Annotated in this window: 24 protein-coding genes; 18 read left to right on the forward strand and 6 right to left on the reverse strand. The window is 60.6% G+C overall.

Annotated features, from left to right (window positions below; translation table 11 throughout):
* Positions 1 to 51: 51 nt before the first annotated feature.
* The 13 genes from LVY75_17780 (at position 52) to LVY75_17840 (ending at position 15,786) form a co-directional block, all read left to right on the forward strand.
* On the forward strand, positions 52 to 1,269 hold the full coding sequence (locus LVY75_17780) for a deoxyguanosinetriphosphate triphosphohydrolase (GenBank protein XAZ25022.1): 1,218 nt from the start codon (positions 52 to 54) through the stop codon (positions 1,267 to 1,269).
* Between the two features lie 62 nt (positions 1,270 to 1,331).
* Positions 1,332 to 3,089, forward strand: coding sequence for an arginine--tRNA ligase (gene argS, locus LVY75_17785; protein XAZ25023.1), 1,758 nt, complete (start codon positions 1,332 to 1,334; stop codon positions 3,087 to 3,089).
* A 61-nt stretch (positions 3,090 to 3,150) separates the two neighbouring features.
* Complete coding sequence (locus LVY75_17790; GenBank protein XAZ25024.1) at positions 3,151 to 6,492, forward strand: SPOR domain-containing protein; 3,342 nt, start codon at positions 3,151 to 3,153, stop codon at positions 6,490 to 6,492.
* 108 nt (positions 6,493 to 6,600) lie between these two features.
* Positions 6,601 to 7,614, forward strand: a complete 1,014-nt coding sequence (gene nagZ / locus LVY75_17795) for a beta-N-acetylhexosaminidase (protein ID XAZ25025.1) — start codon at positions 6,601 to 6,603, stop codon at positions 7,612 to 7,614.
* A 25-nt stretch (positions 7,615 to 7,639) separates the two neighbouring features.
* On the forward strand, positions 7,640 to 8,500 hold the full coding sequence (locus LVY75_17800; protein ID XAZ25026.1) for a segregation/condensation protein A: 861 nt from the start codon (positions 7,640 to 7,642) through the stop codon (positions 8,498 to 8,500).
* Entirely contained in the window at positions 8,497 to 9,219 is a 723-nt protein-coding gene (gene scpB, locus LVY75_17805; GenBank protein XAZ25027.1) for an SMC-Scp complex subunit ScpB, read from the forward strand. The genes LVY75_17800 and scpB overlap by 4 nt, the downstream gene beginning before the upstream one ends.
* 183 nt (positions 9,220 to 9,402) lie before the next feature.
* A complete protein-coding gene (locus LVY75_17810) occupies positions 9,403 to 9,594 on the forward strand; it encodes a twin-arginine translocase TatA/TatE family subunit (GenBank protein ID XAZ25028.1) in 192 nt (63 codons plus the stop codon).
* A gap of 51 nt (positions 9,595 to 9,645) precedes the next feature.
* Positions 9,646 to 10,287 carry a Sec-independent protein translocase protein TatB gene (gene tatB / locus LVY75_17815; GenBank protein XAZ25029.1) on the forward strand — a complete coding sequence of 214 codons (642 nt, stop codon included), beginning with the start codon at positions 9,646 to 9,648 and terminating at the stop codon, positions 10,285 to 10,287.
* The gene (gene tatC / locus LVY75_17820; GenBank protein ID XAZ25030.1) at positions 10,284 to 11,111 is read left to right on the forward strand and encodes a twin-arginine translocase subunit TatC; all 828 of its coding nucleotides are present in this window, start codon (positions 10,284 to 10,286) and stop codon (positions 11,109 to 11,111) included. The genes tatB and tatC overlap by 4 nt, the downstream gene beginning before the upstream one ends.
* Positions 11,112 to 11,205: 94 nt before the next feature.
* Positions 11,206 to 12,489, forward strand: coding sequence for a serine--tRNA ligase (serS, locus tag LVY75_17825; GenBank protein ID XAZ25031.1), 1,284 nt, complete (start codon positions 11,206 to 11,208; stop codon positions 12,487 to 12,489).
* A gap of 4 nt (positions 12,490 to 12,493) precedes the next feature.
* Positions 12,494 to 13,267 carry a 5'/3'-nucleotidase SurE gene (gene surE, locus LVY75_17830; protein ID XAZ25032.1) on the forward strand — a complete coding sequence of 258 codons (774 nt, stop codon included), beginning with the start codon at positions 12,494 to 12,496 and terminating at the stop codon, positions 13,265 to 13,267.
* Positions 13,264 to 13,917 (forward strand): protein-L-isoaspartate(D-aspartate) O-methyltransferase, encoded by a 654-nt coding sequence (locus LVY75_17835; protein ID XAZ25033.1) that lies wholly within the window; start codon positions 13,264 to 13,266, stop codon positions 13,915 to 13,917. The genes surE and LVY75_17835 overlap by 4 nt, the downstream gene beginning before the upstream one ends.
* A 261-nt stretch (positions 13,918 to 14,178) precedes the next feature.
* The gene (locus LVY75_17840) at positions 14,179 to 15,786 is read left to right on the forward strand and encodes a peptidoglycan DD-metalloendopeptidase family protein (GenBank protein XAZ25034.1); all 1,608 of its coding nucleotides are present in this window, start codon (positions 14,179 to 14,181) and stop codon (positions 15,784 to 15,786) included.
* Positions 15,787 to 15,884: 98 nt separating this feature from the next.
* Here the strand turns inward: LVY75_17840 and LVY75_17845 are convergent, their stop codons facing one another.
* Positions 15,885 to 16,757, reverse strand: a complete 873-nt coding sequence (locus tag LVY75_17845; GenBank protein ID XAZ25035.1) for an ATP-binding protein — start codon at positions 16,755 to 16,757, stop codon at positions 15,885 to 15,887.
* Positions 16,758 to 16,966: 209 nt separating this feature from the next.
* Here LVY75_17845 and yajC point away from each other — a divergent pair, with 209 nt between their 5' ends.
* From yajC to LVY75_17870, 5 genes are all read left to right on the forward strand, one after another.
* Complete coding sequence (gene yajC / locus LVY75_17850) at positions 16,967 to 17,314, forward strand: preprotein translocase subunit YajC (protein ID XAZ25036.1); 348 nt, start codon at positions 16,967 to 16,969, stop codon at positions 17,312 to 17,314.
* Between the two features lie 43 nt (positions 17,315 to 17,357).
* Complete coding sequence (gene secDF, locus LVY75_17855) at positions 17,358 to 19,877, forward strand: protein translocase subunit SecDF (protein XAZ25037.1); 2,520 nt, start codon at positions 17,358 to 17,360, stop codon at positions 19,875 to 19,877.
* 4 nt (positions 19,878 to 19,881) lie between these two features.
* Complete coding sequence (locus LVY75_17860; protein ID XAZ25038.1) at positions 19,882 to 20,268, forward strand: Mth938-like domain-containing protein; 387 nt, start codon at positions 19,882 to 19,884, stop codon at positions 20,266 to 20,268.
* Between the two features lie 2 nt (positions 20,269 to 20,270).
* A complete protein-coding gene (locus LVY75_17865) occupies positions 20,271 to 21,119 on the forward strand; it encodes a phytoene/squalene synthase family protein (protein ID XAZ25039.1) in 849 nt (282 codons plus the stop codon).
* A 69-nt stretch (positions 21,120 to 21,188) separates the two neighbouring features.
* Positions 21,189 to 21,656, forward strand: a complete 468-nt coding sequence (locus tag LVY75_17870) for a hypothetical protein (GenBank protein ID XAZ25040.1) — start codon at positions 21,189 to 21,191, stop codon at positions 21,654 to 21,656.
* Positions 21,657 to 21,667: 11 nt separating this feature from the next.
* On the opposite strand, the gene trmFO is transcribed toward LVY75_17870, so the two are convergent.
* The 5 genes from trmFO to LVY75_17895 form a co-directional block, all read right to left on the reverse strand.
* Positions 21,668 to 23,101, reverse strand: a complete 1,434-nt coding sequence (gene trmFO / locus LVY75_17875; GenBank protein XAZ25041.1) for a methylenetetrahydrofolate--tRNA-(uracil(54)-C(5))-methyltransferase (FADH(2)-oxidizing) TrmFO — start codon at positions 23,099 to 23,101, stop codon at positions 21,668 to 21,670.
* 76 nt (positions 23,102 to 23,177) lie between these two features.
* The gene (locus LVY75_17880; GenBank protein ID XAZ25042.1) at positions 23,178 to 23,492 is read right to left on the reverse strand and encodes a hypothetical protein; all 315 of its coding nucleotides are present in this window, start codon (positions 23,490 to 23,492) and stop codon (positions 23,178 to 23,180) included.
* Between the two features lie 4 nt (positions 23,493 to 23,496).
* Positions 23,497 to 23,736, reverse strand: a complete 240-nt coding sequence (locus LVY75_17885; protein XAZ25043.1) for a hypothetical protein — start codon at positions 23,734 to 23,736, stop codon at positions 23,497 to 23,499.
* A 124-nt stretch (positions 23,737 to 23,860) separates the two neighbouring features.
* Positions 23,861 to 24,004, reverse strand: coding sequence for a DUF1127 domain-containing protein (locus LVY75_17890; GenBank protein XAZ25044.1), 144 nt, complete (start codon positions 24,002 to 24,004; stop codon positions 23,861 to 23,863).
* A gap of 294 nt (positions 24,005 to 24,298) precedes the next feature.
* Positions 24,299 to 24,445, reverse strand: coding sequence for a DUF1127 domain-containing protein (locus tag LVY75_17895; GenBank protein ID XAZ25045.1), 147 nt, complete (start codon positions 24,443 to 24,445; stop codon positions 24,299 to 24,301).
* Positions 24,446 to 24,760: the final 315 nt, after the last annotated feature.

The following is a 24,760-nucleotide window of genomic DNA, read 5'->3' on the forward strand; positions in this document are numbered from 1 at the left end:
CGGAAAGCGGCGTCAATGGGCAAGGTCGCAACGCGTTAGTGACGGTGAAGAATGAGCTTCGACAGGCATGCATTGGGTTTCGGTTATGGCGAACGGGCGGTCTATGCGGCAGATCCATGGAATTCGCGCGGGCGTCTCTATCCGGAAAGCGGCAGCCCGACACGGTCCGATTTCCAGCGTGACCGCGATCGCATCGTCCATACGACGGCCTTCCGCCGCCTGAAGCACAAGACGCAGGTCTTCATCGCCCAGGATGGCGATCACTACCGAACACGCCTCACGCATACGATCGAGGTGGCTCAGATCGCCCGCGCTCTTGCCCGCGCTCTCAAGGTCGACGAGGATCTCGCAGAGGGCGTGGCGCTCGTCCATGACTTCGGACACACGCCCTTTGGTCATACCGGAGAAGATGCGCTGCACGAGGAATTGCTGCCTTATGGCGGCTTCGATCACAATGCCCAGTCTTTGCGCATCGTGACGAAACTCGAGCGACGCTATGCCGATTTCGACGGCATCAACCTGACATGGGAAAGCCTGGAGGGTCTCGTCAAGCACAACGGTCCGCTGCTGACGGCCGATGGTGTTGGCACGCGAGGGCCGGTGCCCCAGCCGATACTCGACTATTGCGAACTGCACGACCTGGAATTGGCGACCTATGCGAGCCTCGAAGCCCAGGTGGCGGCGATCGCCGACGATATTGCCTACAATACGCATGATATCGATGACGGGCTGCGCTCGGGCTATCTCAATTTCGAGATGCTGGAGGAAATCCCGTTCCTTGCCGGGCTGATGGCCGAGGTGAGGGAGCGCTATCCGCATCTGGAGCCGAGCCGCTTCACGCATGAAATCATGCGCCGCCAGATCACACGCATGGTGGAGGACGTAATCGGCGTAGCGCAGAAGCGCCTGACAGAGCTCAACCCGCAAAGCGCCGACGATATCCGCAATGCGGATCACGTGATGGCAACTTTTTCAGATGAGATGGCCGAGACTGACCGGCAGATCAAGGCAATGCTCTTCAAGCGCATCTACCGGAATGCCGATATCATGCGCATCCGTGCCGGTGCCGCTCAGATCGTCAAGGATCTCTTTGGTGCCTATATGGCCAATCCCAAGGAGATGCAGAGCCATTATTGGGTCGACCATATCGCCGGTCTTTCCGACGCGCCGAAAGCCCGCCATGTCGGGGACTATCTGGCCGGCATGACGGATACCTATGCCATCAGTGCCCACAGGCGATTGTTTGACCACACTCCGGATTTGCGATAGGCAGCGGGCGCCCGGCAGCCGCCGGCAAACCTGTTGGCACAGCCTGTGCATGGAAGAGTGCGATGAACCTTTTTACCGATTTTGAAGCCAGGATTAAAAACGCTCTTGAACAGCTCGATCTGGTCAAGGAAAAGCGATCCGAGCTCGATTTCGGTCGCATTGCCGTGGAGCCGCCGCGTGACGCGACCCACGGCGATGTCGCGACCAACGCTGCCATGGTGCTTGCCAAGCCGCTCGGCACCAATCCGCGTGCGCTTGCCGAAATCATCATCGCCAAGCTGCAGGAAGACGCCGACGTCGCCGAGGTTTCGGTCGCCGGTCCGGGCTTCATCAATATCAGGCTGTCCGTCGGCTACTGGCAGCGCTTGCTTGCCTCGATGATCCAGTCCGGCACAGGCTACGGCCGCTCCGGACTGGGGCAAGGCAAGAAGGTCAACGTCGAATATGTCTCGGCCAACCCGACCGGCCCGATGCATGTCGGCCATTGCCGTGGCGCCGTCGTCGGTGATGCGCTCGCAAATCTGCTTGCCTTTGCCGGCTATGACGTCGTCAAGGAATATTACATCAACGACGCCGGCTCGCAGATCGATGTGCTGGCTCGGTCTGTTTTCCTGCGCTACCGCGAGGCGCTTGGCGAGAAGATCGGCGAGATCCCGTCCGGCCTTTATCCCGGTGACTATCTGGTCCCGGTCGGAGAATCGCTCGCCGCCGAATACGGCGTGCGCTTGCACAACATGCCGGAAGAGCAATGGATGCCGATCGTCAAGGATCGCGCCATCGAGATGATGATGGTGATGATCCGCGAGGATCTGGCTGCGCTCAACGTCCATCATGATATCTTCTTCTCGGAGCGCACGCTGCATGCCAATGGCGCGGCAGCAATCCGCACCGCCATCAACGACCTGACCTTCAAGGGCTATGTCTACAAGGGCACGCTGCCGCCGCCGAAGGGCCAGCTTCCCGAAGATTGGGAAGACCGCGAGCAGACGCTTTTCCGCTCGACCGAAGTCGGCGACGATATCGATCGTGCTCTGATCAAGTCGGACGGCTCCTATACCTATTTCGCTGCCGACGTCGCCTACTTCAAGAACAAGTTCGACCGCGGCTTCGATGAGATGATCTATGTGCTCGGCGCCGACCATGGCGGCTACGTCAAGCGCCTCGAGGCGGTTGCGCGTGGCGTCTCCGACGGTAAGGCGAAGCTGACGGTGCTGCTCTGCCAGCTCGTCAAGCTCTACCGCGATGGTGAGCCGGTTAAGATGTCGAAGCGTTCGGGCGATTTTGTCACGTTGCGCGATGTCGTTGAAGAAGTCGGACGTGATTCGGTTCGCTTCATGATGCTTTACCGCAAGAATTCGGAGCCGTTGGACTTCGATTTTGCCAAAGTAACGGAGCAATCCAAAGATAATCCGGTTTTTTACGTGCAGTATGCGCATGCCCGCTGCATGTCCGTCTTCCGGCAGGCGAGGGAGGCCTTCCCTGATCTCGCCCCGACACCCGAGCTTTTGGCGCAATCCGTTGCAGGCATTACGGATTCCACCGAATTGCAGCTGATTGCCAAGGCTGCAGAATTCCCGCGTATCGTCGAAAGTGCAGCCCAGTCTCAGGAGCCGCATCGCATCGCTTTTTACCTCTATGATCTTGCCAGCGCCTTCCACGCCCACTGGAACAAAGGTAAAGATCAGACGGAATTACGATTTGTTAACGATAAGAACCGAGAATCAAGTATTGCCAGACTTGGGCTGGTGTACGCCGTCGCGTCGGTTTTGAAGTCGGGACTTGCCATTACAGGCACTGCCGCACCGGACGAAATGCGATAACGTCACCATTTCCCCACAATGCGCTGGCATTTGAGTGTTTGCGTTTTTGAGTGGGATGGGCATGGCTGATAAACGACTTGCGTATGACACGCGTGGTAAAGACGATATGTTTGCCGACGACGATCCGTTGGCAGAACTCGCTCGTATTGTTGGCTTTGAACCTCGCGTCGCGGCCAATACCGTAAGCGAACCCGCACGGCAGGAGCCGGCTCTCAATCTCGAGGACGAGCTTCTCCGTGAGTTCGAGCGCTATGATGCGCCACGTCCTCTCGCCGATCTCGATCATCCGGTCGAGCCGATCGCTCAGGCAGCTGAGACTTACGATTATGTCGAGCCGGTCCAGGAAGATGTGCCTTCGATTGGCGAAGAGCTCGCCCCCTCGGTCATGTCCGGTTTCGAGACGCCTGCCGTTGAGCCTGAATTTCCAGAGAGCGTTGCTGTGGTTCCCGAAGTGGAGGCGCCTGAGCCGGTTGCCGCCGAATGGGAGGCGCCCGTCGCCACCGACTGGGCTCCCACGCCTTCGAAGCCTGTCGCCGTTCCCCCAGAGCCGCCGGTCACCTTCACGGCCTATGGTGGCGCTCGCGATCTGATCGAAGAACTCGAGCTTTCGATCGGTAACGCTCTTCCTGCGGCTCCGGTCGTTCAACCGCCGGCCAAGGCGCCGCAATGGTCGGCCGCCAGCATCCGTCTGCCGCTCGCCAATTTTCACGCCCCACGTCGCGAAGAGCCGGTTCTTTCCGAGCTGGTCGTCGATTCATCTGTTCTTGAGCCGGCTCACGCTCCCGTCGAAGCCTTCACTGCCGAGCCGGAATTTGTTGCTGAGCCGGAAGTGCTTGTCGAACCCGAAGTGGTTGCGCCTCAAGTGGCTGACGAGCCTCTGCCGGTCGCCATGGTTGAAGCGGCAGATTTCGAGCCGGTTGCGGCCTCCTTCGGTTTTCCGGCCGAGATCGACCGCCACGAAGAAGTTGCCCTTCCTGAAGAGCCTGTCGCAAGGTTCGAAGAGGCTGCTGCCTCCGAAGAGCCGGCCGAGCCTGACAATGCCGGTTTTGACCTGATCGCCGCTACGGCCGAAGGCGATGTTCATCCCGACGCGGCGCTGACGGAAGCGCTGCCGGAAACTTTCGATGCGGATGCCTTCGATCTCGACGATCTCCTGGCGGATGTCTCCCGTTATCCGGTGCCGCAGCGCGCTGCTGGCTCCGTCGCATCAGAACCTGTTGCCGCGGCACCTGAACCCGTTGCCGAGCTGTCGCCGGTCCCGGCTCCTGCCGCGCCTGTTTTCCAGGCGCCCACGTTTGACGCTCCCGTCTTCGAAGCACCTGTCTTCCAAGCCCCCGTCTTCGAAGCGCCCGTTGCTCGTGCACCTGCGCAACCGACAGTGATCGCGCCCGTGCCGATGAGCCGTGCGACGCCTGTACTTCGCCAGCCCGAAGCACCGAAACCGGTCGTTCGGGAGCCGGTGGAGCCGATTTCGACGCCTATCGCACCCGCGCCGGTCGTCGCACGCCAGCCGGAACTGGACGCCGAAGATCCTTTTGCCGGCCATGATTTCGAGCTGGATCTTGCCGGCATAGAGCTTGAGCTCGCCGATCTCGATTTTTCCGAACCACAGGCTCCGCAGCCGAAGCCCGAGCCGGTACGTGCAGCTCCGGTGGTCGCGGCACAGCCTGCGCCGCGTCCTCAGCCGCAACCCGCACCGGTTTTCGTGCCTGAGCCGCAGCCAGCTCCGGTGAGCTACAGCAGGCCGGTGCCCGCAAGCGAACACACCGACGATCTGCCTTTCGATCCCTCGATGATCTCCGACCCGGAGGATCGTCCCGAGACGGTCGAGGACATGCATGTCCCGACGCTGCCGCCGGTCGAGCATCCGGAACCGGTCGCCAAAACCGCCGACTTCGATTTCGATCTCGATGCCGAGATTGCAAGCTTCTTCGAGCCCGCCAAGCGGCAGGAGAAGCCGCAGGCTGCACCCGCCTGGGCGCCTCCGGCCGCTGCCGCAACGGCAGCAGCTGCAGCCAAGCCGGCAAGCACTGTGTTCGCCGACGGTCTTGATGATTTCGAACGCGCGCTGGAAGAGGATTTCCGCCGCAGCGTGCGTGAGCCCGTCGAGCGCCGCGAGAGCGTTTCCGAAGTCCATATCCAATCCGCAAGCCAGGCCGCGGATTTCAATCGCGCCCGCTCCATGCGCCGCCTTCTGGCCGCAGCGGCCATGCTGGTCGTTTTTGCTGGCGGCGCTTACGGCATCTACAGCTGGGTGTCCAATGGCTCTGGCCTTAGCATCGTCAGCTCCGGCGAGCCGCGGGTCATCGCTGCTGACAAGGAGCCTGTGAAGGTCGTTCCGGAAAATCCGGGCGGCAAGACCGTGCCGAATCAGGACAAGGCGGTCTATGACCGTGTTGCAGGTGCTGCCGAAGAGCCGAAACAGAAGGCTCTGGTCTCCTCCGACGAACAGCCAGTCGATGTCGTCCAGCGCACGCTGACGCCTGAAGTTTCGCCCGATGACGACGAGGGTACGGGCGATTCGGTCCTGCCGACTGCCGTCGGCGAGACGCAGGATCCGCGCCTGCTGCCGGACCACAACGCGTCTGCGGATGCCTCCTCTGCCGATGACAATGGGACGCCATCCGTTTCGCCACGCAAGGTCCGCACGATGATCGTCAAGCCGGACGGCACGCTCGTTGCCCGCGAAGAGCCGGCACCTGCCGAGCAATCCGCGTCGGCAAAGGAAGTCGCATCGGCAACGCCTGCAGCCCAGCCGGCCGCGACGCCGTCTGCTGCAAGCTTCCCGGCCAGCGCCGGCAATCAGAACGGCAATCAGGTTGCATCCGCCGCCATTCCGCCTGTCGGAGCAGCGCCAGCAGCCCAGCCGGCCCAGACCACCGCCAAGATGGCTGAGGTGAACGCCGCAAACGCAAATCAGGTCGACCCGCCGGTTCGTGCAGTCAAGACCACACCGATCACCGACGCAGCCTCCGCTGCGACGACCGATACGGCGCCTGTCCCGACGGCACGCCCGGCCGAACAGCCGGTCAATGTCGTCGGCACGGTAACCGAAAACGGTAATGTCCGCCCGACGGCACAGCAGAAACCGACGCAGGTCGCCTCTGCACCGGCAGCGTCCGCTGCCCAGCCGGCACAGCAGGCTCCGGCCGCTGCAAGCGGCGGCTACGGCATCCAGATCGCATCGCTGCCGTCAGAAGATGAAGCAAAGAAGTCCTATGCCAGCCTGTCGAAGAAGTTCGCAGGCGTGCTTAGTGGCCGCGCTTACGAAATCCGCAAGGCGGATATCGCCGGCAAGGGCACGTTCTACCGCGTCCGCATCCCGGCCGGCTCGAAGGACGAGGCCGCCGCTCTTTGCGAGCAGTATCGCTCGGCCGGCGGAAGCTGCCTGATCTCCAAGTAAGCTTTCCGGCTTCCTCTATCGCAACGGCGGGCTTGTCCCGCCGTTCTTTTTTGTGGGATCGCGCTTGACCTCGCTCGCAATTCGCCGGGCGACCCTTATGATTCGGGTATGACCGAATCAAAAGCGATGATCCTTGGCTGCAGCGGCCTCAAGCTGACCGACGAAGAGAAGGCCTTCTATAGGGCAGAGCGCCCGTGGGGCTTTATCCTTTTCGGACGAAACATTTCCGAAGCCCAGCAGATCAGCGATCTCGTTGCCGAGTTGCGCGATTGCGTCGGCTGGCATGCGCCCGTGCTCATTGATCAGGAGGGCGGTCGCGTTCAGCGCATCCGCCCGCCGATCCTGCAGCACTATCCGCCGGGGCAGGCGCTTGGCGATCTCTATCGCCGCGACCGTGCGCTTGGCCTGCGCGCCGCCTGGCTTATGTCGCGTCTGCATGCTTTTGATCTCCAGAAATTCGGGATCAATGTCGATTGCCTGCCGGTGCTCGACGTGCCCGTCGAAGGCAGCAGCAATGTTATCGGCAACAGGGCCTATGGCGGCGATCCTGTTACTGTCACGGAAATGGGCCGGGCTGCTTCCGAGGGGCTGAAAGCCGGTGGTTTGCTGCCGGTCATGAAGCACATGCCGGGCCACGGGCGCGGCTTTGCAGATTCGCATCTGGAACTGCCGGTCGTCGCCGTATCGCGCGAAGAACTGCAAGTTCACGACTTCCCGCCCTTCATCGCGATGAAGGATGAGTTGATGGCCATGACCTGCCATCTCGTCTTCACGGCCATCGATCCGGACAATCCGGCAACCACATCCCGCAAGGTGATTGACGAGGTCATCCGCACCGAGATCGGCTTCAAGGGGCTGCTCCTGTCGGACGATAGCTCGATGAACGCGCTTTCCGGCACGATCGGCGAACGCGCGGCGAATATCATTGCGGGCGGTTGCGATATCGTGCTGCATTGCAACGGCCATATGGACGAGATGCTTCAGGTCGTGGCAAATGTTCCGCCGCTGGCAGGTCTTGCGCGCGAGCGGGCACGGCTGGTCGAGGATGGCTTCCCGACTGCCGATGCTGCAGACGAGACGACGATAAGGGCGGAATTCGACGCCATGTTTGCGACGGCTTGAGAAGAGGCCGGAAAGGCAGGGTAGGGTGAACACGATCAAGGGCACGGAGCGGTCCCAGGCGGCGTCAACGCCGATGGACAAGCTGTGGCAGGAGAACGGTTCGGAACGCGCCACCCACGAGCCGGCATTGGTGATCGATGTCGCCGGCTTCGAAGGCCCGCTCGACCTCTTGCTCTATCTTGCCCGCAACCAGAAGGTCGACCTGTCGCGCATTTCGGTTCTGGCCCTTGCCGAGCAATATCTTCAGTTCGTCGAAAGCGCGCGGCGGATCCGCATCGAGCTTGCCGCCGACTATCTCGTCATGGCCGCCTGGCTTGCCTATCTGAAATCGCGATTGCTGATCCCGCAGCAGGTCAAGGACGACGGTCCCTCTGGTGAGGAAATGGCCGCAACGCTTGCTTTTCGCCTGAAGCGGTTGGAAGCGATGCGCCAAGTGGCCGACGGCCTCGTCAATCGCAACCGGCTCGGCCGAGACATTTTCGCCCGCGGCGCGCCCGAACATATCCCGCATCGCCAGCAATCGGCCTATGAGGCCAATCTCTACGATCTCCTGAGCGCCTACGCAGCCCTGCGACAGCGTCATGCGATCACCCAGGTGACGATCGAGCGGCGCAACGTCTGGTCGCTCACCGACGCCCGCGAACTGCTGACCCAGATGATCGGCGACATCGTCGACTGGACCGCGCTCGAGCAATATCTGCTGCGGTACCTTGCAAGCCCCACCGAGCGCGTCACTGCCGTTGCCAGCGCCTTTGCCGCCTCGCTGGAACTGGTGCGCGAGGGCAAGCTGGAGATCCGCCAGGATGGCGCCTTCCAGCCGATCTATATGCGCCGCGGCCCGAAACATGCCACCCTTCAGGTGGTCGAACAGGAGCAGTCGGATTGATCGGCGCGCAGGACGATGACTTTGAAGGTGAAGATGGGGAGGGCGAAGACGCTTCCCACAATCTGCAGGCCGAGATCGAAGCGGAGCGTATAGCCGAAGCGCTGGTCTTCGCCTCCGCCCAGCCGGTATCCGAAGGCTTTATCACCGAGCGTCTGCCGAAGGGCTTCAATGCGCGCGAGATCATGCTGCGCCTGAAGGACCACTATGCGCCGCGTGGCGTCAATCTCGTGCAGGTCGATGATGCCTGGGCCTTCCGCACCGCCGCCGACCTCTCTTTTTTCATCCGTCGCGATGAGAATGAGGTCCGCAAACTCTCCCGCGCAGCCCTCGAGGTGCTGGCGATCATTGCCTATCACCAGCCGGTGACGCGTGCCGAGATCGAAGATATCAGAGGTGTGCAAACCTCGCGCGGCACGCTCGATGTGCTGATGGAGGCGGGCTGGGTACGTTTCCGCGGCCGCCGTCGCACACCGGGCCGGCCGGTGACGCTCGGCACGACGCGTGATTTCCTTGATCATTTCGGCCTTGAGGAATTGCGCGACTTGCCGGGACTTGAGGAACTGAAGGGCGCCGGCCTGCTGTCCGGCCGAATCCCGGCCAATTTCAACATTCCGTCGCCCCTCATGAACGACGAACTGGCCGAGGATGAGGATCCAATTACACAACTGGACCTTGAAGAGCTTGGACTGCTCGCCCCGGGTGGCGCCTCCGAGGAATGATGAAGGTTGGTCTTGCTTTTGCCACGGCCGCGCAAAACAATGTCAATCACGATTTTTCGATGGACGAATGGCTTGTCACAAAGGCCGATACCGTGACATTAAGCTCAATCCAGAAGGATTGATGTTGGAAACCGGATCGGAAATTCTTACATCGAGGGAACATCGAAACAGGGAGTATGCGTAATGGGTTCTTTTAGCATGTGGCACTGGCTTATCGTTCTGGCCATTGTGCTTTTGTTGTTCGGTCGCGGCAAGATCCCGGAACTGATGGGCGACGTTGCCAAGGGCATCAAGAGCTTCAAGAAGGGCATGACGGACGAAGACGCGCCGGAAGCAGCAAAGACCGTCGATCACAAGGCCGACGAAACGAAGTAATCACGTACGGGAAAGGGCGCTGCCCCCGCGCCGCCCGTTCAGGAGCCTTGCATGTTCGATATTGGCTGGACCGAACTCTTGGTTATCGCGGTCGTTCTGATCGTGGTCGTCGGTCCCAAGGATCTGCCGCCGATGCTGCGCGCTTTCGGCAAGATGACAGCACGTGCCCGCAAGGTCGCGGGTGAGTTTCGTGCCCAGTTCGACGAAGCACTGCGCGAAGCCGAGCTTGACGATGTGCGTAACACGATCAGCGACGCCCAGAAGCTCAACCCGGTCAACAGCTTGCGCGAGGCGATGAACCCGCTGCGCCAGATGGGTAACGAGATCAAGGCCGACCTGCAGAATTCGACGAAGGTCGACAACCCGGCAGAACAGCGCCCGCTGGAGCAGGGTACCGGGACTGTGACGGAAGCGCCGCCTGCGGAAGTTTCCGCGCCGACGCCGTCAATGAGCCTTCCGGAAACGCCGCCGGTCGTTCCTGCGCCGCAGCCGGCCGCTGCCGCCACCGTTGCTCCGGTCGCCGTGGCTGAAAAGCCGAAGGCCGTCCGCAAGCCGCGTGTGAAGGCTGCAGACAAGGCTGACGCGGTTGCGTTGGTCGCGGCACCGGTCGAGAAGCCGAAGCGCGCTGCCGCGACGAGGAAGCCGGCCGCCGTCGCAAAGCCTGCCGCCAAAAATAAGAAGGATGAGGCATGAGCGGTGATATACAAGACAAGCCGCAGCCGTTGATCGAGCACCTGATGGAGCTGCGCACGCGGCTGATCTGGTCGATCGCTGCGTTCTTCATCGCCTTCATCGTGTGCTTCATCTTCGCCAAGCACATCTTCAATTACCTCGTCTATCCCTACAAGCTTGCTGTCAGCTGGGCTCATCTCGATGTCGAGAAAGCACAGCTGATCTATACGGCGCCGCAGGAGTTCTTCTTCACGCAGGTCAAGGTCGCGATGTTCGGCGGTCTGGTGATCGCCTTCCCGATCATCGCTGCACAGATCTACAAGTTCGTCGCTCCCGGCCTCTACAAGAACGAACGCCAGGCCTTTTTGCCGTTCCTGATCGCATCGCCGATCCTGTTCCTGATGGGCGGGGCGCTGGTCTATTTCTTCTTCACGCCGATGGTCATGTGGTTCTTCCTGTCGATGCAGCAGGCGCCGGGTCATGACGAGGTGGCAATTTCGCTGCTCCCGAAGGTCTCGGAATATCTGAGCCTGATCATGACGCTGGTCTTCTCCTTCGGCCTCGTCTTTCAGCTACCGGTGATCACGACGCTTCTGGCCCGTGTCGGCCTTCTGACGTCGCAATGGCTCTCCGAAAAGCGCAAGTTCGCGATCGTGCTTGCCTTCGTGGTCGCCGCGGTGCTCACACCGCCCGATCCCATGTCCCAGATCGGTCTTGCGCTACCGACGATCCTTCTCTACGAGATTTCCATTTACGCGGCACGACTCGTGGAGCGTCAGCGTTCCAAACAGGCGGTTGAAGAGGCCAGCGAATCCTCCGACGTCGCCAACACGGATAGCGTCTGAGCGCATCAGGACATTTCACTGAGTTCTGCCGTTTCCCATCCGGTCGGGGTTTCCTCCGACCGGTTCATTTATGTTGAAACGATCTGGAACGACGATGCTCGATATCAAATGGATCCGTGAGAACCCCGAGGCTCTGGATGCTGCCCTTGCCAAGCGCAGCGCGGAGCCTTTGTCGCAATCTCTCATTGCTCTTGACGAAAAGCGCCGCTCCGCGGTGCAGAAGGCGCAGGACCTGCTCTCCCGCCGTAACGCCGCCTCCAAGGAGATCGGCGCGGCCATGGCGCAGAAGAACACCGAGCTTGCCGACAAGCTGAAGGCCGAGGTCGCCGAGATCAAGGAGAGCCTGCCGGCAGCCGAGGAAGAAGAGCGCGCGTTTTCCGCCGATCTCTACGACCAGCTCTCGCGCATTCCGAACGTACCGCTTGACGAAGTGCCTGTCGGCAAGGACGAGCACGACAATGTCGTCACCCGTATCGTCGGCGAAAAACCGCGCTGGAACCATACGCCGAAGGAACATTTCGAAATCGGCGAAGCCCTCGGCTACATGGATTTTGAACGTGCCACCAAGCTCTCCGGCTCGCGCTTCACGGTCCTGACCAACCAGCTCGCCAGACTCGAGCGCGCGCTCGGCCAGTTCATGATTGATCTGCACACGACCGAACACGGCTATACCGAAGTGTCTTCGCCGCTGATGGTGCGCGCTGAAGCCCTGTTCGGCACCGGCAACCTGCCGAAGTTCGAAGAGGATCTTTTCAAGACGACGGACGGCCGCTATCTGATCCCGACTGCGGAAGTGACGCTGACGAATCTGGTTCGCGAAGAAATTCTCGATCAGGAGAAGCTGCCACTGCGCTTCACGGCGCTGACGCCGTCCTTCCGCTCGGAGGCGGGCTCCGCCGGCCGCGATACGCGCGGCATGCTGCGCCAGCACCAGTTCTGGAAGTGCGAGTTGGTCTCGATCACCGATGCGGAAAGCTCGATTGCCGAGCACGAGCGGATGACGGCCTGCGCAGAGGAAGTACTGAAGCGCCTCGGCCTGCATTTCCGCACCATGACGCTCTGCACCGGCGACATGGGCTTCGGTTCGCGCAAGACCTACGATCTCGAAGTCTGGCTGCCGGGCCAGAACACCTTCCGCGAAATCTCGTCCTGCTCCGTCTGCGGCGATTTCCAGGCGCGGCGCATGAATGCTCGCTATCGCGGCAAGGACGACAAGGCGACGAAGTTCGTTCACACGCTGAACGGTTCCGGAACCGCGGTTGGCCGCTGCCTGATCGCCGTTCTCGAAAATTATCTGAACGAGGATGGCTCGGTCACGATTCCGGACGTTTTGCTGCCTTATATGGGCGGTCTGACGAAGATCGAACGGGCGGCCTGAGCCAATGCGCATCCTGCTGACGAATGACGACGGTATCCATGCCGAAGGCCTGGGTGCGCTGGAACGGATAGCAAGGGCACTTTCTGACGATGTCTGGATCGTTGCCCCCGAAACCGACCAGAGCGGTCTTGCTCATTCGCTCAGCCTTTCGGAGCCGCTGAGGCTCCGGAAGATTTCCGATAAGCATTATGCGTTGCGCGGCACGCCGACCGATTGCGTCATCATGGGCATCAAGCAGGTACTGGATATCAAGCCGGACCTCGTCCTGTCGGGTGTCAATTCCGGCTCCAACGTCGCAGACGACGTAACCTATTCCGGTACCATTGCCGGCGCCATCGAAGGAACGATGCAGGGCGTGCGCTCCTTCGCCCTCAGCCAGGCCTATGTTTACGATAACGGCGCGCGGATCCTGCCCTGGGAAGTCTGCGAGGCGCACGCGCCTGCTCTCCTCGAAAAGCTGATGACCGTCGATCTGCCCGAAGGCACTTTCCTCAACCTCAACTTCCCGAACTGTCGCCCTGAAGAGGTCGAGGGCGTGGAAGTGACGGCCCAAGGCAAGCTTGCCTTCAACCTGCAGGTCGATGCGCGCACCGACGGCCGCGGCTTTCCCTATTACTGGCTGAAATTCGGCGAGCGTGCCGGCGCCTTTACCGAGGGCAGCGATATCCACGCCCTCAAGCATAATAGGATTTCGGTAACACCTTTGAAACTTGATCTGACCGATTATTCCGTGACGGACCGCGTGGCGCGGGCCCTCGGACACGGAGTAAAGGGTTGACGGCAAAACTGGCCGAGAAGGAAGGCTTTGCAGCGCTGGTCTTGAGATTGCGCGCGGAAGGCATTTCCGACATCGATCTGCTGACGGCAGTCGAGCAAACGCCGCGCTCGCTTTTCGTACCACCGCAATTTACCGAGAACGCCTATTCCAGCCGCACGATCCCGATCGAATGCGGCTCCTTTCTGGAGGGCGTCGATTTTGTGGTCCGTCTTTTGCATCATCTGAAGGTCCGACCCGGTCAGCGCGTGCTCGAAATCGGAACAGGCAGCGGTTTCACAGCGGCGGTCATTGGTCGCATTGCGGAGCGTGTGCTGACGGTCGATCGCTACAAGACGCTGACACTTTCGGCCCAGCGCCGAATGGAAGCCCTCAGCCTGCGCAGCGTCATCATCCGCCAGGCTGATGGCAGCGGCGGCATGCAGGGCGAGGGCACTTTCGACCGCATTCTTGTCACGGCTGCTTTCAGCTCCATGCCGCGCTTCTATGCCGATCAGTTGGTCTCCGGCGGTTCGATGATTGCGCCGCTGATGATCTCTGAAAACGAATGCCGCATGGTTCGCCTAACGAAAACCGGAAGCCGCTTCGAGCGGGAGGAGCTTTTTGACGCTCCCTATCTGCCGATTGTTCCCCGCCTCGCATCCCAGCTTTAAAGCAAGACACGCAAAACGGGTGCACCGGTTTTGCAACAACGACATCCGTAAAACAAAGATCAGAAGCACGGCATGCGAACCTGAAGGATCGCGACATGCATCGGCAGACCGCAAAGCCCTGCGGGCTATGATTTTTTGCCCGCAAACTTATGGTTATCAAGGTCTCAAAAATATAGCACTGATTCCAGCGCCTTAACCGCATGGTAACACTAACGCGCTTTAATAGATTCACAAATGGTTGCGTTCTAAGTGGGTCGAGTCATGCGTTTCAGTCTTTCGCCGAAGTTCGGGAAATCGGCCGGCAATCTTCTGGTCGTCACCTTGCTGGCGAGTGCAGCAACAGGCTGCAGCTCCGATGTAACACGTTTCGGCAGTCTGTTTTCCTCCTCGGGGCAGGATCAGATGACGACGAATTCGATCCCGCGCAGGGGTTTCAACGGGCCGCAGGGCGACCCGGTGCCGCGCGCCGATCTCGGTGGTTCGGCCATGCAGCCGGCCTACGCTCAGAATGGTGCGATGAACCAGCCCTATCCGGGCCGACCGAACTATGATCCGGTTGCCACTTCCCCGGCACGAATGGCATCCGCACCGGTTTCCGTTCAGCGCACCGAACTCGCGCCGCCGAGCGCAGGGTCTGTTTCTCCCCGGCAGCAGGAAAGGAATGTCGCTCTCGCTCAGCCGTTCCCGTCGGCTCCGAAGCCTGATCGCATCGCCCCGGCAGGCGTGAATGCTCCGAGGGATGCTGCCGATACACTGACGACGGGCACGACGCCGAAAGTCTCGGGCTGGTCGGCGGCCAATGCGCCTTCCGTCACGCTGCGTCCCGGTGAAAACATCGCGGTGCTTTCACGCCGGTTTGGCGTTCCGGAAAAGGAAATTCTCCGCGTCAACAATCTGAAGACGGCTTCCGCAGCGCAGCCCGGCCAGGCGATCCTCATCCCGACCTTCAATGGCGGCAACAATCCCGCCAAGGCCGCGGCCCAATCCGCCGATCTTTCAAAGCCCGGCAACCTGCCGCAGCCGACGAAGGGCCAGGAGCAGAAGGTCGCTGTCGTTCCCGGTGCCAACTCGGCTCGTGACAAGGCCGTCGCAAGCGCCGATCCGACAAGCAAGGCTCCTGCAGGCGGCGGCAAGAACCCGAACGGTGGCGCCGGTACCTACACGGTCAAGCAGGGCGACTCGCTTGCCAAGATCGCCAAGGCGACGGGCGCCAACATCGACGATATCAAGGCGGCCAACAATCTGTCGGCAAGCTCGATCCGCATCGGGCAGGAGCTGAAGATCCCGAATGGCACAGCCTCGGCCGACACGATCAAGACGGCCTCCATCCCGGCCCAGAAAGTCGAGCAGGTGAAGCCCGCCCAGCCGGCTGCAGCCCCGGTCCAGACGGCCTCCGCACAGCCGGCGCCTTACAAGGCTCCTGCCGCGACGCAGACGGTGGATGATGTCGAGAAGAAGTCCGATGTCAGCGCTGCCGCTCCCGAAGCAACCGGCATCGGCAAGTATCGCTGGCCGGTTCGCGGACAGGTGATCGCGGCCTACGGTGCAAACGTCAACGGCAGCCGCAACGACGGTATCGATATCTCGGTTCCGCAGGGTACGGCGATCAAGGCTGCTGAAAACGGCGTGGTCATTTATGCCGGCAACGGTCTGAAGGAGCTCGGCAACACGGTTCTCGTCCGTCACGACGACGGCACCGTCACGGTTTACGGCAATGCCGATACGCTGAGCGTCACGCGCGGCCAGAAGATCCAGCGCGGCCAGACGGTTGCCGTGTCGGGCATGAGCGGCAACGTCAAGCAGCCGCAGGTGCACTTCGAAGTTCGCAAGGATGCGTCCCCGGTAAACCCGATGACATTCCTTGAGTAGAGGATACTTCCTGAGCAGGTAGAGCGTTTCAGGAATGTGCAAAAGCCCGGCCAGAGGCCGGGCTTTTGTCGTCTTTCAGCTGTGTCGCCAGGTCGTGCTCAAGCGCGGTCGAGATGGATGCGCATGCGGCCGGCCAGATCCTGGATATACTGCCATGCGACACGGCCGGAGCGGGCGCCGCGGGTGGTCGCCCATTCCAGCGCCTCGGCATGCATCTTCTCGCGCTCGAGGCCAAGCTTGAAGTATTCGGCATAGCCATCGATCATCGTCAGATAGTCTTCCTGGCTGCATTTGTGGAAGCCGAGCCACAGGCCGAAGCGATCGGAGAGTGAAACTTTCTCCTCCACGGCTTCGGATGGGTTGATGGCTGTCGACTGCTCGTTCTCCATCATGTGGCGCGGCAAGAGATGGCGGCGGTTGGAGGTCGCATAGAAGAGCACATTGTCCGGACGCCCTTCCACGCCGCCGTCAAGCGCCGCCTTGAGCGACTTATAGGCGGTATCGTCGTGATCGAAGGAAAGATCGTCACAGAATACGATGACACGGTGCGGCGTATCCTTAAGGAGGTCAAGAAGCGTTGGCAGGCTGGCAATATCTTCGCGATGCACCTCGACGAGCTTCAGCGATACGCCGCTTTCGAGCCGCACATCTTCGTGCACGGCCTTGACGAGCGAGGACTTGCCCATGCCGCGGGCGCCCCAGAGCAGCACGTTGTTGGCTGCGTAGCCCTCGGCAAAGCGCACCGTGTTTTCGTGCAGGATATCGCGCACGTGATCGACGCCGCGGATGAGCTTCAACGCCACGCGATTGGGACGCTTGACAGGCTGCAGATACTGGCGGGCAGGAGACCAGACGAAACAGTCGGCGGCGGTCCAATCATTGGCGGCAGGTGGGGCGCCGGCAAGCCGTTCGACTGCATCTGCAAGCCTCTTCAGCTCCTGAAGCAGAACGCTATTGATTTCCTCGGCCATCGGGTGCCTCCTTCATAGATTGCAGCGATCATCCGCTTTCGTTTTTTTGATGCCGGGTAGCATGGCCTTTCCACAGCGGAAAGGTTATGAGGCAGCGGAATCGGTACGCTTTCCGGCTGTTTTTGTTGCATTCATCAAGGCTGCAACTATAGTCCGGCGACCTGAAAAGAGAGGCGGGGTTCCGCCGCCCACAGCCTGAGGAGCTTAGCATGTTTATCACCCCGGCATTTGCCCAGAGCGCAACCGACGCTACGAGCGCTTTCGGCGGCTCAGGCCTCGAAATGATCATCCTGTTCGTGCCGCTGATGGTAGTCTGGTATTTCCTGCTCATCCGCCCGCAGCGGGCGCAGGCCAAGAAGCGTGAGGAAACCCTGAAGGCGATCCGTCGCGGCGACCAGATCGTCACCGGCGGCGGCCTCGTTGGCAAGGTCACGAAGGTCGTCGACGAGAAGGAAGTCGAAGTTGAAATCGCCGAAGGCGTGCGCGTGCGCATCGTCCGCACCGGTATTTCCGAAATCCGCGTCAAGGGCGAGCCGGTCAAGGCCGACGCTGCATAACATGCGATAGCAACACCCGCCGGATCGGAAGATAGTCGAGAGAATGCACCATTTTTCCCGCTTGAAAACACTTCTGATCTGGCTGGTCGCGATTGCGGCTGTTGTCGTCGCTGCGCCTAATCTTTTAAGCCAGGCGCAGCTCTCCTCCCTGCCCAACTGGGTTCGTCAGGACCGCGTCACCCTTGGTCTCGATCTGCAGGGCGGTTCCCGCATCGTACTGCGCCTCGAACGCTCCGACATTGTCCGGGATCGGCTGGAGGCCACGGTTGCCAGCGTTCGCGACAAGCTGCGCGGCGCCAACATCCGCTATACGGGGCTCGCCGGTACCGCGCAGACGGTGACGGTCAAGGTCACCGATATGGCCCAGTTGCAGCCCGCAGCCGATCTCCTGAAGTCGCTGACATCGGCCGACGTCTCGCTGCAGCAGAACAATGATGGTCAGTTGACGCTGCAGATCTCCGACAAGGCGATCGATGCTGACACGCTCGCAGCGCAGACCCGCTCGCTCGATATCGTCGCCCGCCGGATCGCCGGTTTCGGCAAAGAGAATTTCACCGTTCGTCCTGATGGTGACGATCGCATCGCCGTGCAGGTGCTGGGCTCCGTCGATGCCGAGCGGCTGAAGAACCTGCTGAACGAACCTGCAGCACTCTCGTTTCACCTCATCGATGAGAGCATGACCGGCCAGCAGGCGCTTGCCGGCCGTTGGCCCGCGACGTCGCAGGTGCTGTATTCTCTGGATGACCCGCCGGTTCCCTATCTCGTCGATCGCACGGTAATCGCTACAGGTGCCGATTTTGCCGAAGTCGATAGCAAGACCGATCCGCAGACCCAGGACAGCGCGATTGTCTACAAGCTGAATGCCGAGGCGGCAAAACGTCTGGCTCAGGCAACGACGGCCAATGTCGGAAAACATCTTGCCATCGTCTTCGACGATCAGGTCATGGCAAACCCGGTCATCGAAGCACCGATTTCAGATGGAAACGGCGAGATATCAGCCAATTTCTCGGAGGAGGGCGTTCAGGATCTTGTCGTCATGCTACGGGCCGGTGCGCTGCCGGCGACGCTGACGTCAGTGGAAGAGCGCACCGTCAGTCCGCTCTTTGGTTCTGAATCTGTTTTCTCCGGCCTGATCGCCGGTATCGTCGCCGTCGTGCTTGTCGCAGCGCTGATGATAGCGCTCTATCGCATGCTCGGCATCATCGCAGTCGTGTCGCTTGCCTTCAATCTGGTGCTGATCGTCGCGGTGCTGAGTGTTGCCGGCGCGATACTGACGCTTCCGGGTATTGCCGGCCTCGTCCTGATCGTCGGCATGGCAGTCGATTCCAATGTTCTGATCTATGAGCGCATTCGCGAAGAGGAGAGGGTACCGCATACGGCTTTCGCACAGGCGGTCGAGCGCGGCTTCTCGCGCGCCTTTTCAACCATCGTCGATGCCAATGTCACGATCTTCATCGCCGCCGTCATTCTGTTTTTCGTCGGCAGTGAATCCATCCGCGGCTTTGCTGTGACGCTCGCCGTCGGCATTCTCACAACCATCCTGACCGCCTTCACGCTGACGCGCGGCTTGGTGGCCGCCTGGCTTGCAAGGCTCAATCCGCGCCATCTGCCGAAGACTGCGCTGACCGGGCTGTTCGAGCACGCCAATATTCGTTTCATGGGCATTCGCCGCTATGTCTTCACGGCATCTGCAGCGCTCTGCATCGCCGCAATGCTCGCCTTCGCAACGGTCGGCCTGCAGCTCGGTATCGACTTCACCGGCGGTTCGCTGATCGAGGTCAAGGCGAAGCAGGGCAATGCCGATATTGCCGATCTGAGCGCCCGTCTGAACGAACTGAACCTCGGACCGGTGCGCGTCGAGCGCATCGGCGATGCCACCAACGCCCTCATCCGTGTCGGCTCGCAGGATGGCGGCGAGAATGCCGAGCAGTCAGTCGCAACGTTCATTCGCGGCGAACTGGCCGAGGACTACGATTTCCGTCGTGTCGAGGTCGTCGGCCCCTCCGTTTCCGGTGAATTGACGATGCTGGCGACGGTCGGCATCCTTGCCTCGCTATTCGCAATCCTAATCTATATCTGGATCCGCTTCGAATGGCAGTTTGCGGTCGGCGCAATCGTTGCGACGCTGCACGATGTCATCATCATGCTCGGCCTCTTCGTGCTCAGTGGGATGGAGTTCAATCTGACGAGTGTCGCAGCGCTTCTGACCGTCGTCGGCTATTCGCTGAACGACACCGTTGTCGTGTACGACCGCATGCGCGAAAATCTGAAGCGCTACAGGAAGATGCCGCTGCCGATCCTGATCGATGCGGCAATCAACCAGACGCTGTCGCGCACCATCCTGACGGCCGCCACGACCCTGCTGGCGCTGCTTGCGCTCTATATTTTCGGCGGTGCCGTCATTCGCTCCTTCACATTCACCATGCTCTTCGGCGTTGCGCTTGGAACATTCTCCTCCATCTATATAGCGGCGCCAGTTCTCATCATCTTCCGGCTGCGCCGGGAGAGCGATGGCGAGGACGAGGGCGATATCAGCATGAAATCCGGCAAGCCGGCGGTATAGGCATATGGCAAAAGGCATTGAAATCCGCGACGCCCATTTCCCGGGCCGCGCTCCCATCGACACCTATGGCAATGGTGGCTTCCGTTTTGCGGATATGTCGCATCGCGGCTCCATCCTTTGCCTGCCGTCGGGCATTCACGGCTGGGACATGGATATGACGAAGCCTCTGTCGGTCGAGAATTTCCGCCAGGTGCTCGATGAGGCGGCTGATATCGAGGTGCTGCTGGTCGGTACCGGCACGGAGCTTCGACGCCTGCCTGCAGAGTTGCGTGCCGCGCTCAAGGCGCGCGGTATCTCCTCAGACCCGATGAGCACGGGTGCCGCCGTGCGAACCTTCAATATCATGCTCTCCGAGCAGCGTGCCGTCGCCGCCGCCCTGATCGCAGTCTGAACATGAGCGATACAAGGACGAACCAGGATATCAGCCTGGCGATGCTGCGCGACACCGATCGCGACCGTTACCTCGCCTGCCTGCTGTCGCCTGATGACAAGCGCGGTGCGCTCGCCGCCCTCTACGCCTTCAATGTCGAGCTCGCCCGCATCCGCGACCTCGTGCACGAACCGCTGCCCGGCGAAATCCGCATGCAATATTGGCGCGATCTCCTGGAAGGCAATGCACACGGTTCGACCGAGGCCAATCCGCTCGCGGCAGCCCTTCTTTCGGCCGTCGAGGCGCACCGGCTGCCACGCCAGACGCTCGTCAACATGATAGAGGCCCGGATTTTCGATCTCTATGACGACCCGATGGAGAGCCGTACCTCGCTGGAGGGCTATGCGGGTGAAACGGCCTCGGCGCTCATCCAGCTTGCAGGCCTCATCCTTTCCCCTGACGAGGCGATGAAATCCGCCGATGCCGCCGGTCATGCCGGTGTGGCGCAGGCTATTTCAGGCATGCTACTCCTGATGCCGCTCCATCAACGCCGCGGTCAGGTCTATATCCCGCTTGAAATCCTGTCCGCGACAGGTCTCGACCGGGAGACTTTTTTGGCTGGCGAGGACAAGCCGCGCATCTCTGCGGCCATCGAAGCTCTTGCCGGGCTTGGTCGCGATCACCTTGCGAAGGCGAGGGCGTCCGTCCTGCCGCCATCGGTCCTGCCCGCCTTCCTGCCTGCTGTGCTTGCGGAACCTGTACTGATGAAGGCGCAGAAGCGCGGTGCCGCCGTTCTGGAGGCCTCGCTTCAGGAGCCGCAATGGCGGCGTCAGATGCGCATGGCATTTGCCGGCATGCGCAAGAAAATCTGACAACGGTCAAACTCGCGCAAGTCTCGTGCGTTATGTCAGGCGTAACCCCATTCTAAACGGAGAATCCGCGTGGGCATTATCGTCTGGTGCGTTCTTTTCGCCATCGTCATCTTCTTCGCCTTCGTGGCGACTCGCATGGCTGCTCAGAACAAGGAAGATGGCCTGCACGATACGGGCCTTGCCATCATCGAATTCGGCCGGGCTTTCCCCAACGAAGCAATCCGCCAGCTCCAGGCGACCGTTGACGGTCAGGCCGTCTTCGTACGCCTGCATGACAACAAGGCTGGTTTCATGCGCAACATGTCGCGCCATTTCGCTTGCCATTTGATCGAGCCGGGAACGGTGCGCGTCCTTGCTTCCGAAACGGGCAGGGGTTTGAACATCGAATTTGTCAATGCACCCTCTCACAACGGCACCTACGAGTTCACCTCGGCCAAGGAGGCGTCGGAGGTCTCGTTATGGCTGCTCGGCAACTATGTTGCCGAGCCGGATAAGGAATTGTCCGCGCCGAATACCTCAGCGGCAAACGGGCATTAGCCGCAGTAATTTCAGGCGCTTTCGGCGAGCTTGATGTCCTGACCCAGCCAGGCGGCGCAATCTGCAAGCGCCCGCTTGGCAATCAACTGTCGCTTCATGATCGTCTTGTCCTTGCCGCGGAAGCGCTTGACGCCTTCTGGCTTGACGATCGAGCCCGGCTGCAATTCCGGAAAAAGACCGAAATTGATGTTCATCGGCTGGAACGAGCGTTTGCCCGGCTCCTCGTCGGTGACGAGATGGCCGCCAGTAATGTGCCCGAGCAGCGAGCCAAGCGCCGTTGTAGCTGGCGGAAGGGAAACTGGCTCGCCCTTGCGTTCTGCCGCGGCAAAGCGGCCTGCCAGCAGACCGACGCTTGCGCTTTCCACATAGCCTTCGCAGCCGGTGATCTGACCGGCAAACCGCAGGCCCGGGCGCGATTTCAGCATCAGTGATGGATCGAGCAAAGTCGGCGAGTTGATGTAGGTGTTGCGATGCAGGCCGCCGAGCCGCGCGAATTCGGCATTCTCGAGGCCCGGGATCAGCCGGAAGATCTCTGCCTGGGCACCATATTTCAGCTTCGTCTGGAACCCGACCATATTGTAGAGCGTGCCGAGCGCATTGTCCTGGCGCAGCTGCACGACGGCATAGGCTTTCACCGTCGGATTGTGCTCATTGGTAAGGCCCATCGGCTTCATCGGTCCATGGCGCAGCGTCTCGCGTCCGCGCTCGGCCATCACCTCGATCGGCAGGCAGCCGTCGAAATAGGGCGTGCCCTCCCACTCCTTGAAACCGACCGCATCGCCGGCAATCAACGCGTCGACGAATGCATTGTACTGCTCCTCGGTCATCGGGCAGTTGATATAGTCCTTGCCGGTGCCGCCGGGGCCGACCTTGTCATAGCGCGACTGATACCAGCAGATATCCATGTCGATGCTGTCACGGTAGACGATCGGTGCGATGGCATCGAAGAACGCAAGGGAATCTTCGCCCGTTTCCGCCTGGATGGCGCCTGCAAGCGATGCCGCCGTCAGTGGACCGGTGGCGATGATCGTCTGATCCCATTCCTGCGGCGGCAGGCCCGAAACCTCTTCACGCACCACGGTGATCAGCGGATGCTCGTGGATTGCCTTGGTCACGGCATCAGAGAAGCCATCACGATCGACAGCCAGTGCGCCGCCTGCTGGCACCTGATGTTTGTCAGCCGACGCCATGATCAGCGAACCGGCCATGCGCATTTCCGCATGGATGACGCCGACGGCGTTGCTGGTAGCATCATCCGAGCGGAAGGAGTTGGAACAGACGAGTTCCGCAAGTCCATCGGTCTTGTGCGCATCCGTGCCGCGCACGCCGCGCATTTCATGCAGGATCACCGGAACGCCCGCATGGGCGATCTGCCACGCGGCCTCAGAGCCGGCTAGTCCGCCGCCAATGACATGAATGGGGGAATAGGAGGAATTATTGGTCATTGGCGGCTGATATCACGCCGGGACATGCGATCCAACAATAGAATCGAAAACGGTGCCCGGCGCCGCCGCAAGCTGGTCAGTCCTGCTCTCGCGTTCCGGGCGACGCTTCGCGCTGGTCGGCATCTTCGAGATCGGCAGCGACGACGTAGGCATCGCCATGTTCCCGCACCGCTTCGCGTTGTGCAGCAAGGTTTGGGAGATCATCGGGAGCCATTTCTTCCGCGTGCTCGCCGAAAGTGTCTATTTCACCCTTCGGTGTTCCGCCGTCTTTACGCCGGGCATCCATCGCACGGGCAGTTTCGTCGGCAATCTCACGCCGGCGAGCGTCGGCTGCCGGGCTGTCTTCTGCCCGCGCATCGTCAGTTGCTTTTTCGAGAAAGGTTCTGGTCAAGGTATCACCTCCAGAAACGGCTGGTCTCGACGGATTGGCGGCCGAGCAGATAGCCGATGCTGAAAGCCAGCACGCCGATACCGACAACGACCGAGCTGGCAGTGTGGGGATGATCGGCCGCGCCCGTTGCGACGGCCTGTACTTCTCGCTTGACCGCGGAGGCGGTGTTCGACGCGGCCTTTCGGATACCTTCGGGTTTGTTCGCGGGCTGGCCGGTAAAGCCTGCATTGAGCTGATTTGCCATGTTGGTCTCCTTTCGTGAAGGAGAACTGACGGAAGGCGCTAGGGTTCCGACAAAGAAGGAGCAAGGCCCAAAAACGAAAACGGCGCCTGATGGCGCCGTCTTGGGGAATGGTTCGTCCGCTTTCTTAGCGGAACGAGCGGGATGCGATGCCGCGGATGTCGTAACGGCTCACACCGATATCGGCGAGCGTCTGGTTGGACAGGTTGCCAAGTTCGTTGAGCGTACGGCGGTAGCTAATCCAGCTCTTTGCAATGCGGATCGGGTTCATGGTTTTTTCCTCGGATGTCTTGTGCAGGCGGCGGGTATCGCCGTTGCTGCGGTTGACATCTATATAGTCGAGGTCCCGCTTTTTGTGCAGTGCAAATAAAAGGCGTCTGCTATGCAAATGTGCAGTCTGATGCTCGCAAATTATGCAGCGCGCGATTTTTGAGCGCGCCAGAAATTAACACTTTCGCAACCTTTGCGGCAGCGAGTGTAGTGCGCAAAAAGAAAACGCCCGCTGCGGGAGCAGCAGGCGTTTTGGGAAGGCAATCTGCTTGGGAGGAGCAGCGATTACCTGTACTTAGCGGGTGGCAGCTTCGCGAGCAACGCGATGGATGTCCGAACGGTCGATACCGAGGTCATGCAATTCGCGGTTGGTCATGCGGCCGAGTTCAGTAACGGTCTGACGATACTTGCGCCAGTTATTGAAAGAGCGAGAGAAGTTCATGTTAATCCCCTTTCCTAGGGCTTGATCCTGCCAGCAGCCATCTCTTCGGCGCTGACCTCTATTTGATGACCAGAATATATGTTGCGCCGCGAAGAACTAACAGAGACAACATTTCAATCCACCTATGCATGATTCGCAGAGCTCTGGCTGTGATTTACAAGCTTTGGCCATTTTCTGGTCAATGAATAGGCAGAATGATTTTTCGCTGATCACCCGGCTTTTGCGAATTGATATTTGGTCCGCGTGCCTGCTTGCGGGAAGTCTTTTCTCCCGGGAACGCCGTCCTGAAAATCCGTGACACCAGATCGCTGCGTA

It is taken from the genome of Sinorhizobium sp. B11 (assembly GCA_039725955.1).
Taxonomy (GTDB): domain Bacteria; phylum Pseudomonadota; class Alphaproteobacteria; order Rhizobiales; family Rhizobiaceae; genus Rhizobium.

What these genes read in the sequence shown, in the direction of transcription:
- LVY75_17780 (XAZ25022.1), top strand. Translation starts at nt 52, where the DNA reads ATGAGCTTCGACAGGCATGCATTGGGTTTCGGTTATGGCGAACGGGCG.
- argS (XAZ25023.1), top strand. Translation starts at nt 1,332, where the DNA reads ATGAACCTTTTTACCGATTTTGAAGCCAGGATTAAAAACGCTCTTGAA.
- LVY75_17790 (XAZ25024.1), top strand. Translation starts at nt 3,151, where the DNA reads ATGGCTGATAAACGACTTGCGTATGACACGCGTGGTAAAGACGATATG.
- nagZ (XAZ25025.1), top strand. Translation starts at nt 6,601, where the DNA reads ATGACCGAATCAAAAGCGATGATCCTTGGCTGCAGCGGCCTCAAGCTG.
- LVY75_17810 (XAZ25028.1), top strand. Translation starts at nt 9,403, where the DNA reads ATGGGTTCTTTTAGCATGTGGCACTGGCTTATCGTTCTGGCCATTGTG.
- tatB (XAZ25029.1), top strand. Translation starts at nt 9,646, where the DNA reads ATGTTCGATATTGGCTGGACCGAACTCTTGGTTATCGCGGTCGTTCTG.
- tatC (XAZ25030.1), top strand. Translation starts at nt 10,284, where the DNA reads ATGAGCGGTGATATACAAGACAAGCCGCAGCCGTTGATCGAGCACCTG.
- serS (XAZ25031.1), top strand. Translation starts at nt 11,206, where the DNA reads ATGCTCGATATCAAATGGATCCGTGAGAACCCCGAGGCTCTGGATGCT.
- surE (XAZ25032.1), top strand. Translation starts at nt 12,494, where the DNA reads ATGCGCATCCTGCTGACGAATGACGACGGTATCCATGCCGAAGGCCTG.
- LVY75_17840 (XAZ25034.1), top strand. Translation starts at nt 14,179, where the DNA reads ATGCGTTTCAGTCTTTCGCCGAAGTTCGGGAAATCGGCCGGCAATCTT.
- LVY75_17845 (XAZ25035.1), bottom strand. Translation starts at nt 16,757, where the DNA reads ATGGCCGAGGAAATCAATAGCGTTCTGCTTCAGGAGCTGAAGAGGCTT.
- yajC (XAZ25036.1), top strand. Translation starts at nt 16,967, where the DNA reads ATGTTTATCACCCCGGCATTTGCCCAGAGCGCAACCGACGCTACGAGC.
- secDF (XAZ25037.1), top strand. Translation starts at nt 17,358, where the DNA reads ATGCACCATTTTTCCCGCTTGAAAACACTTCTGATCTGGCTGGTCGCG.
- LVY75_17860 (XAZ25038.1), top strand. Translation starts at nt 19,882, where the DNA reads ATGGCAAAAGGCATTGAAATCCGCGACGCCCATTTCCCGGGCCGCGCT.
- LVY75_17865 (XAZ25039.1), top strand. Translation starts at nt 20,271, where the DNA reads ATGAGCGATACAAGGACGAACCAGGATATCAGCCTGGCGATGCTGCGC.
- trmFO (XAZ25041.1), bottom strand. Translation starts at nt 23,101, where the DNA reads ATGACCAATAATTCCTCCTATTCCCCCATTCATGTCATTGGCGGCGGA.
- LVY75_17885 (XAZ25043.1), bottom strand. Translation starts at nt 23,736, where the DNA reads ATGGCAAATCAGCTCAATGCAGGCTTTACCGGCCAGCCCGCGAACAAA.
- LVY75_17890 (XAZ25044.1), bottom strand. Translation starts at nt 24,004, where the DNA reads ATGAACCCGATCCGCATTGCAAAGAGCTGGATTAGCTACCGCCGTACG.
- LVY75_17895 (XAZ25045.1), bottom strand. Translation starts at nt 24,445, where the DNA reads ATGAACTTCTCTCGCTCTTTCAATAACTGGCGCAAGTATCGTCAGACC.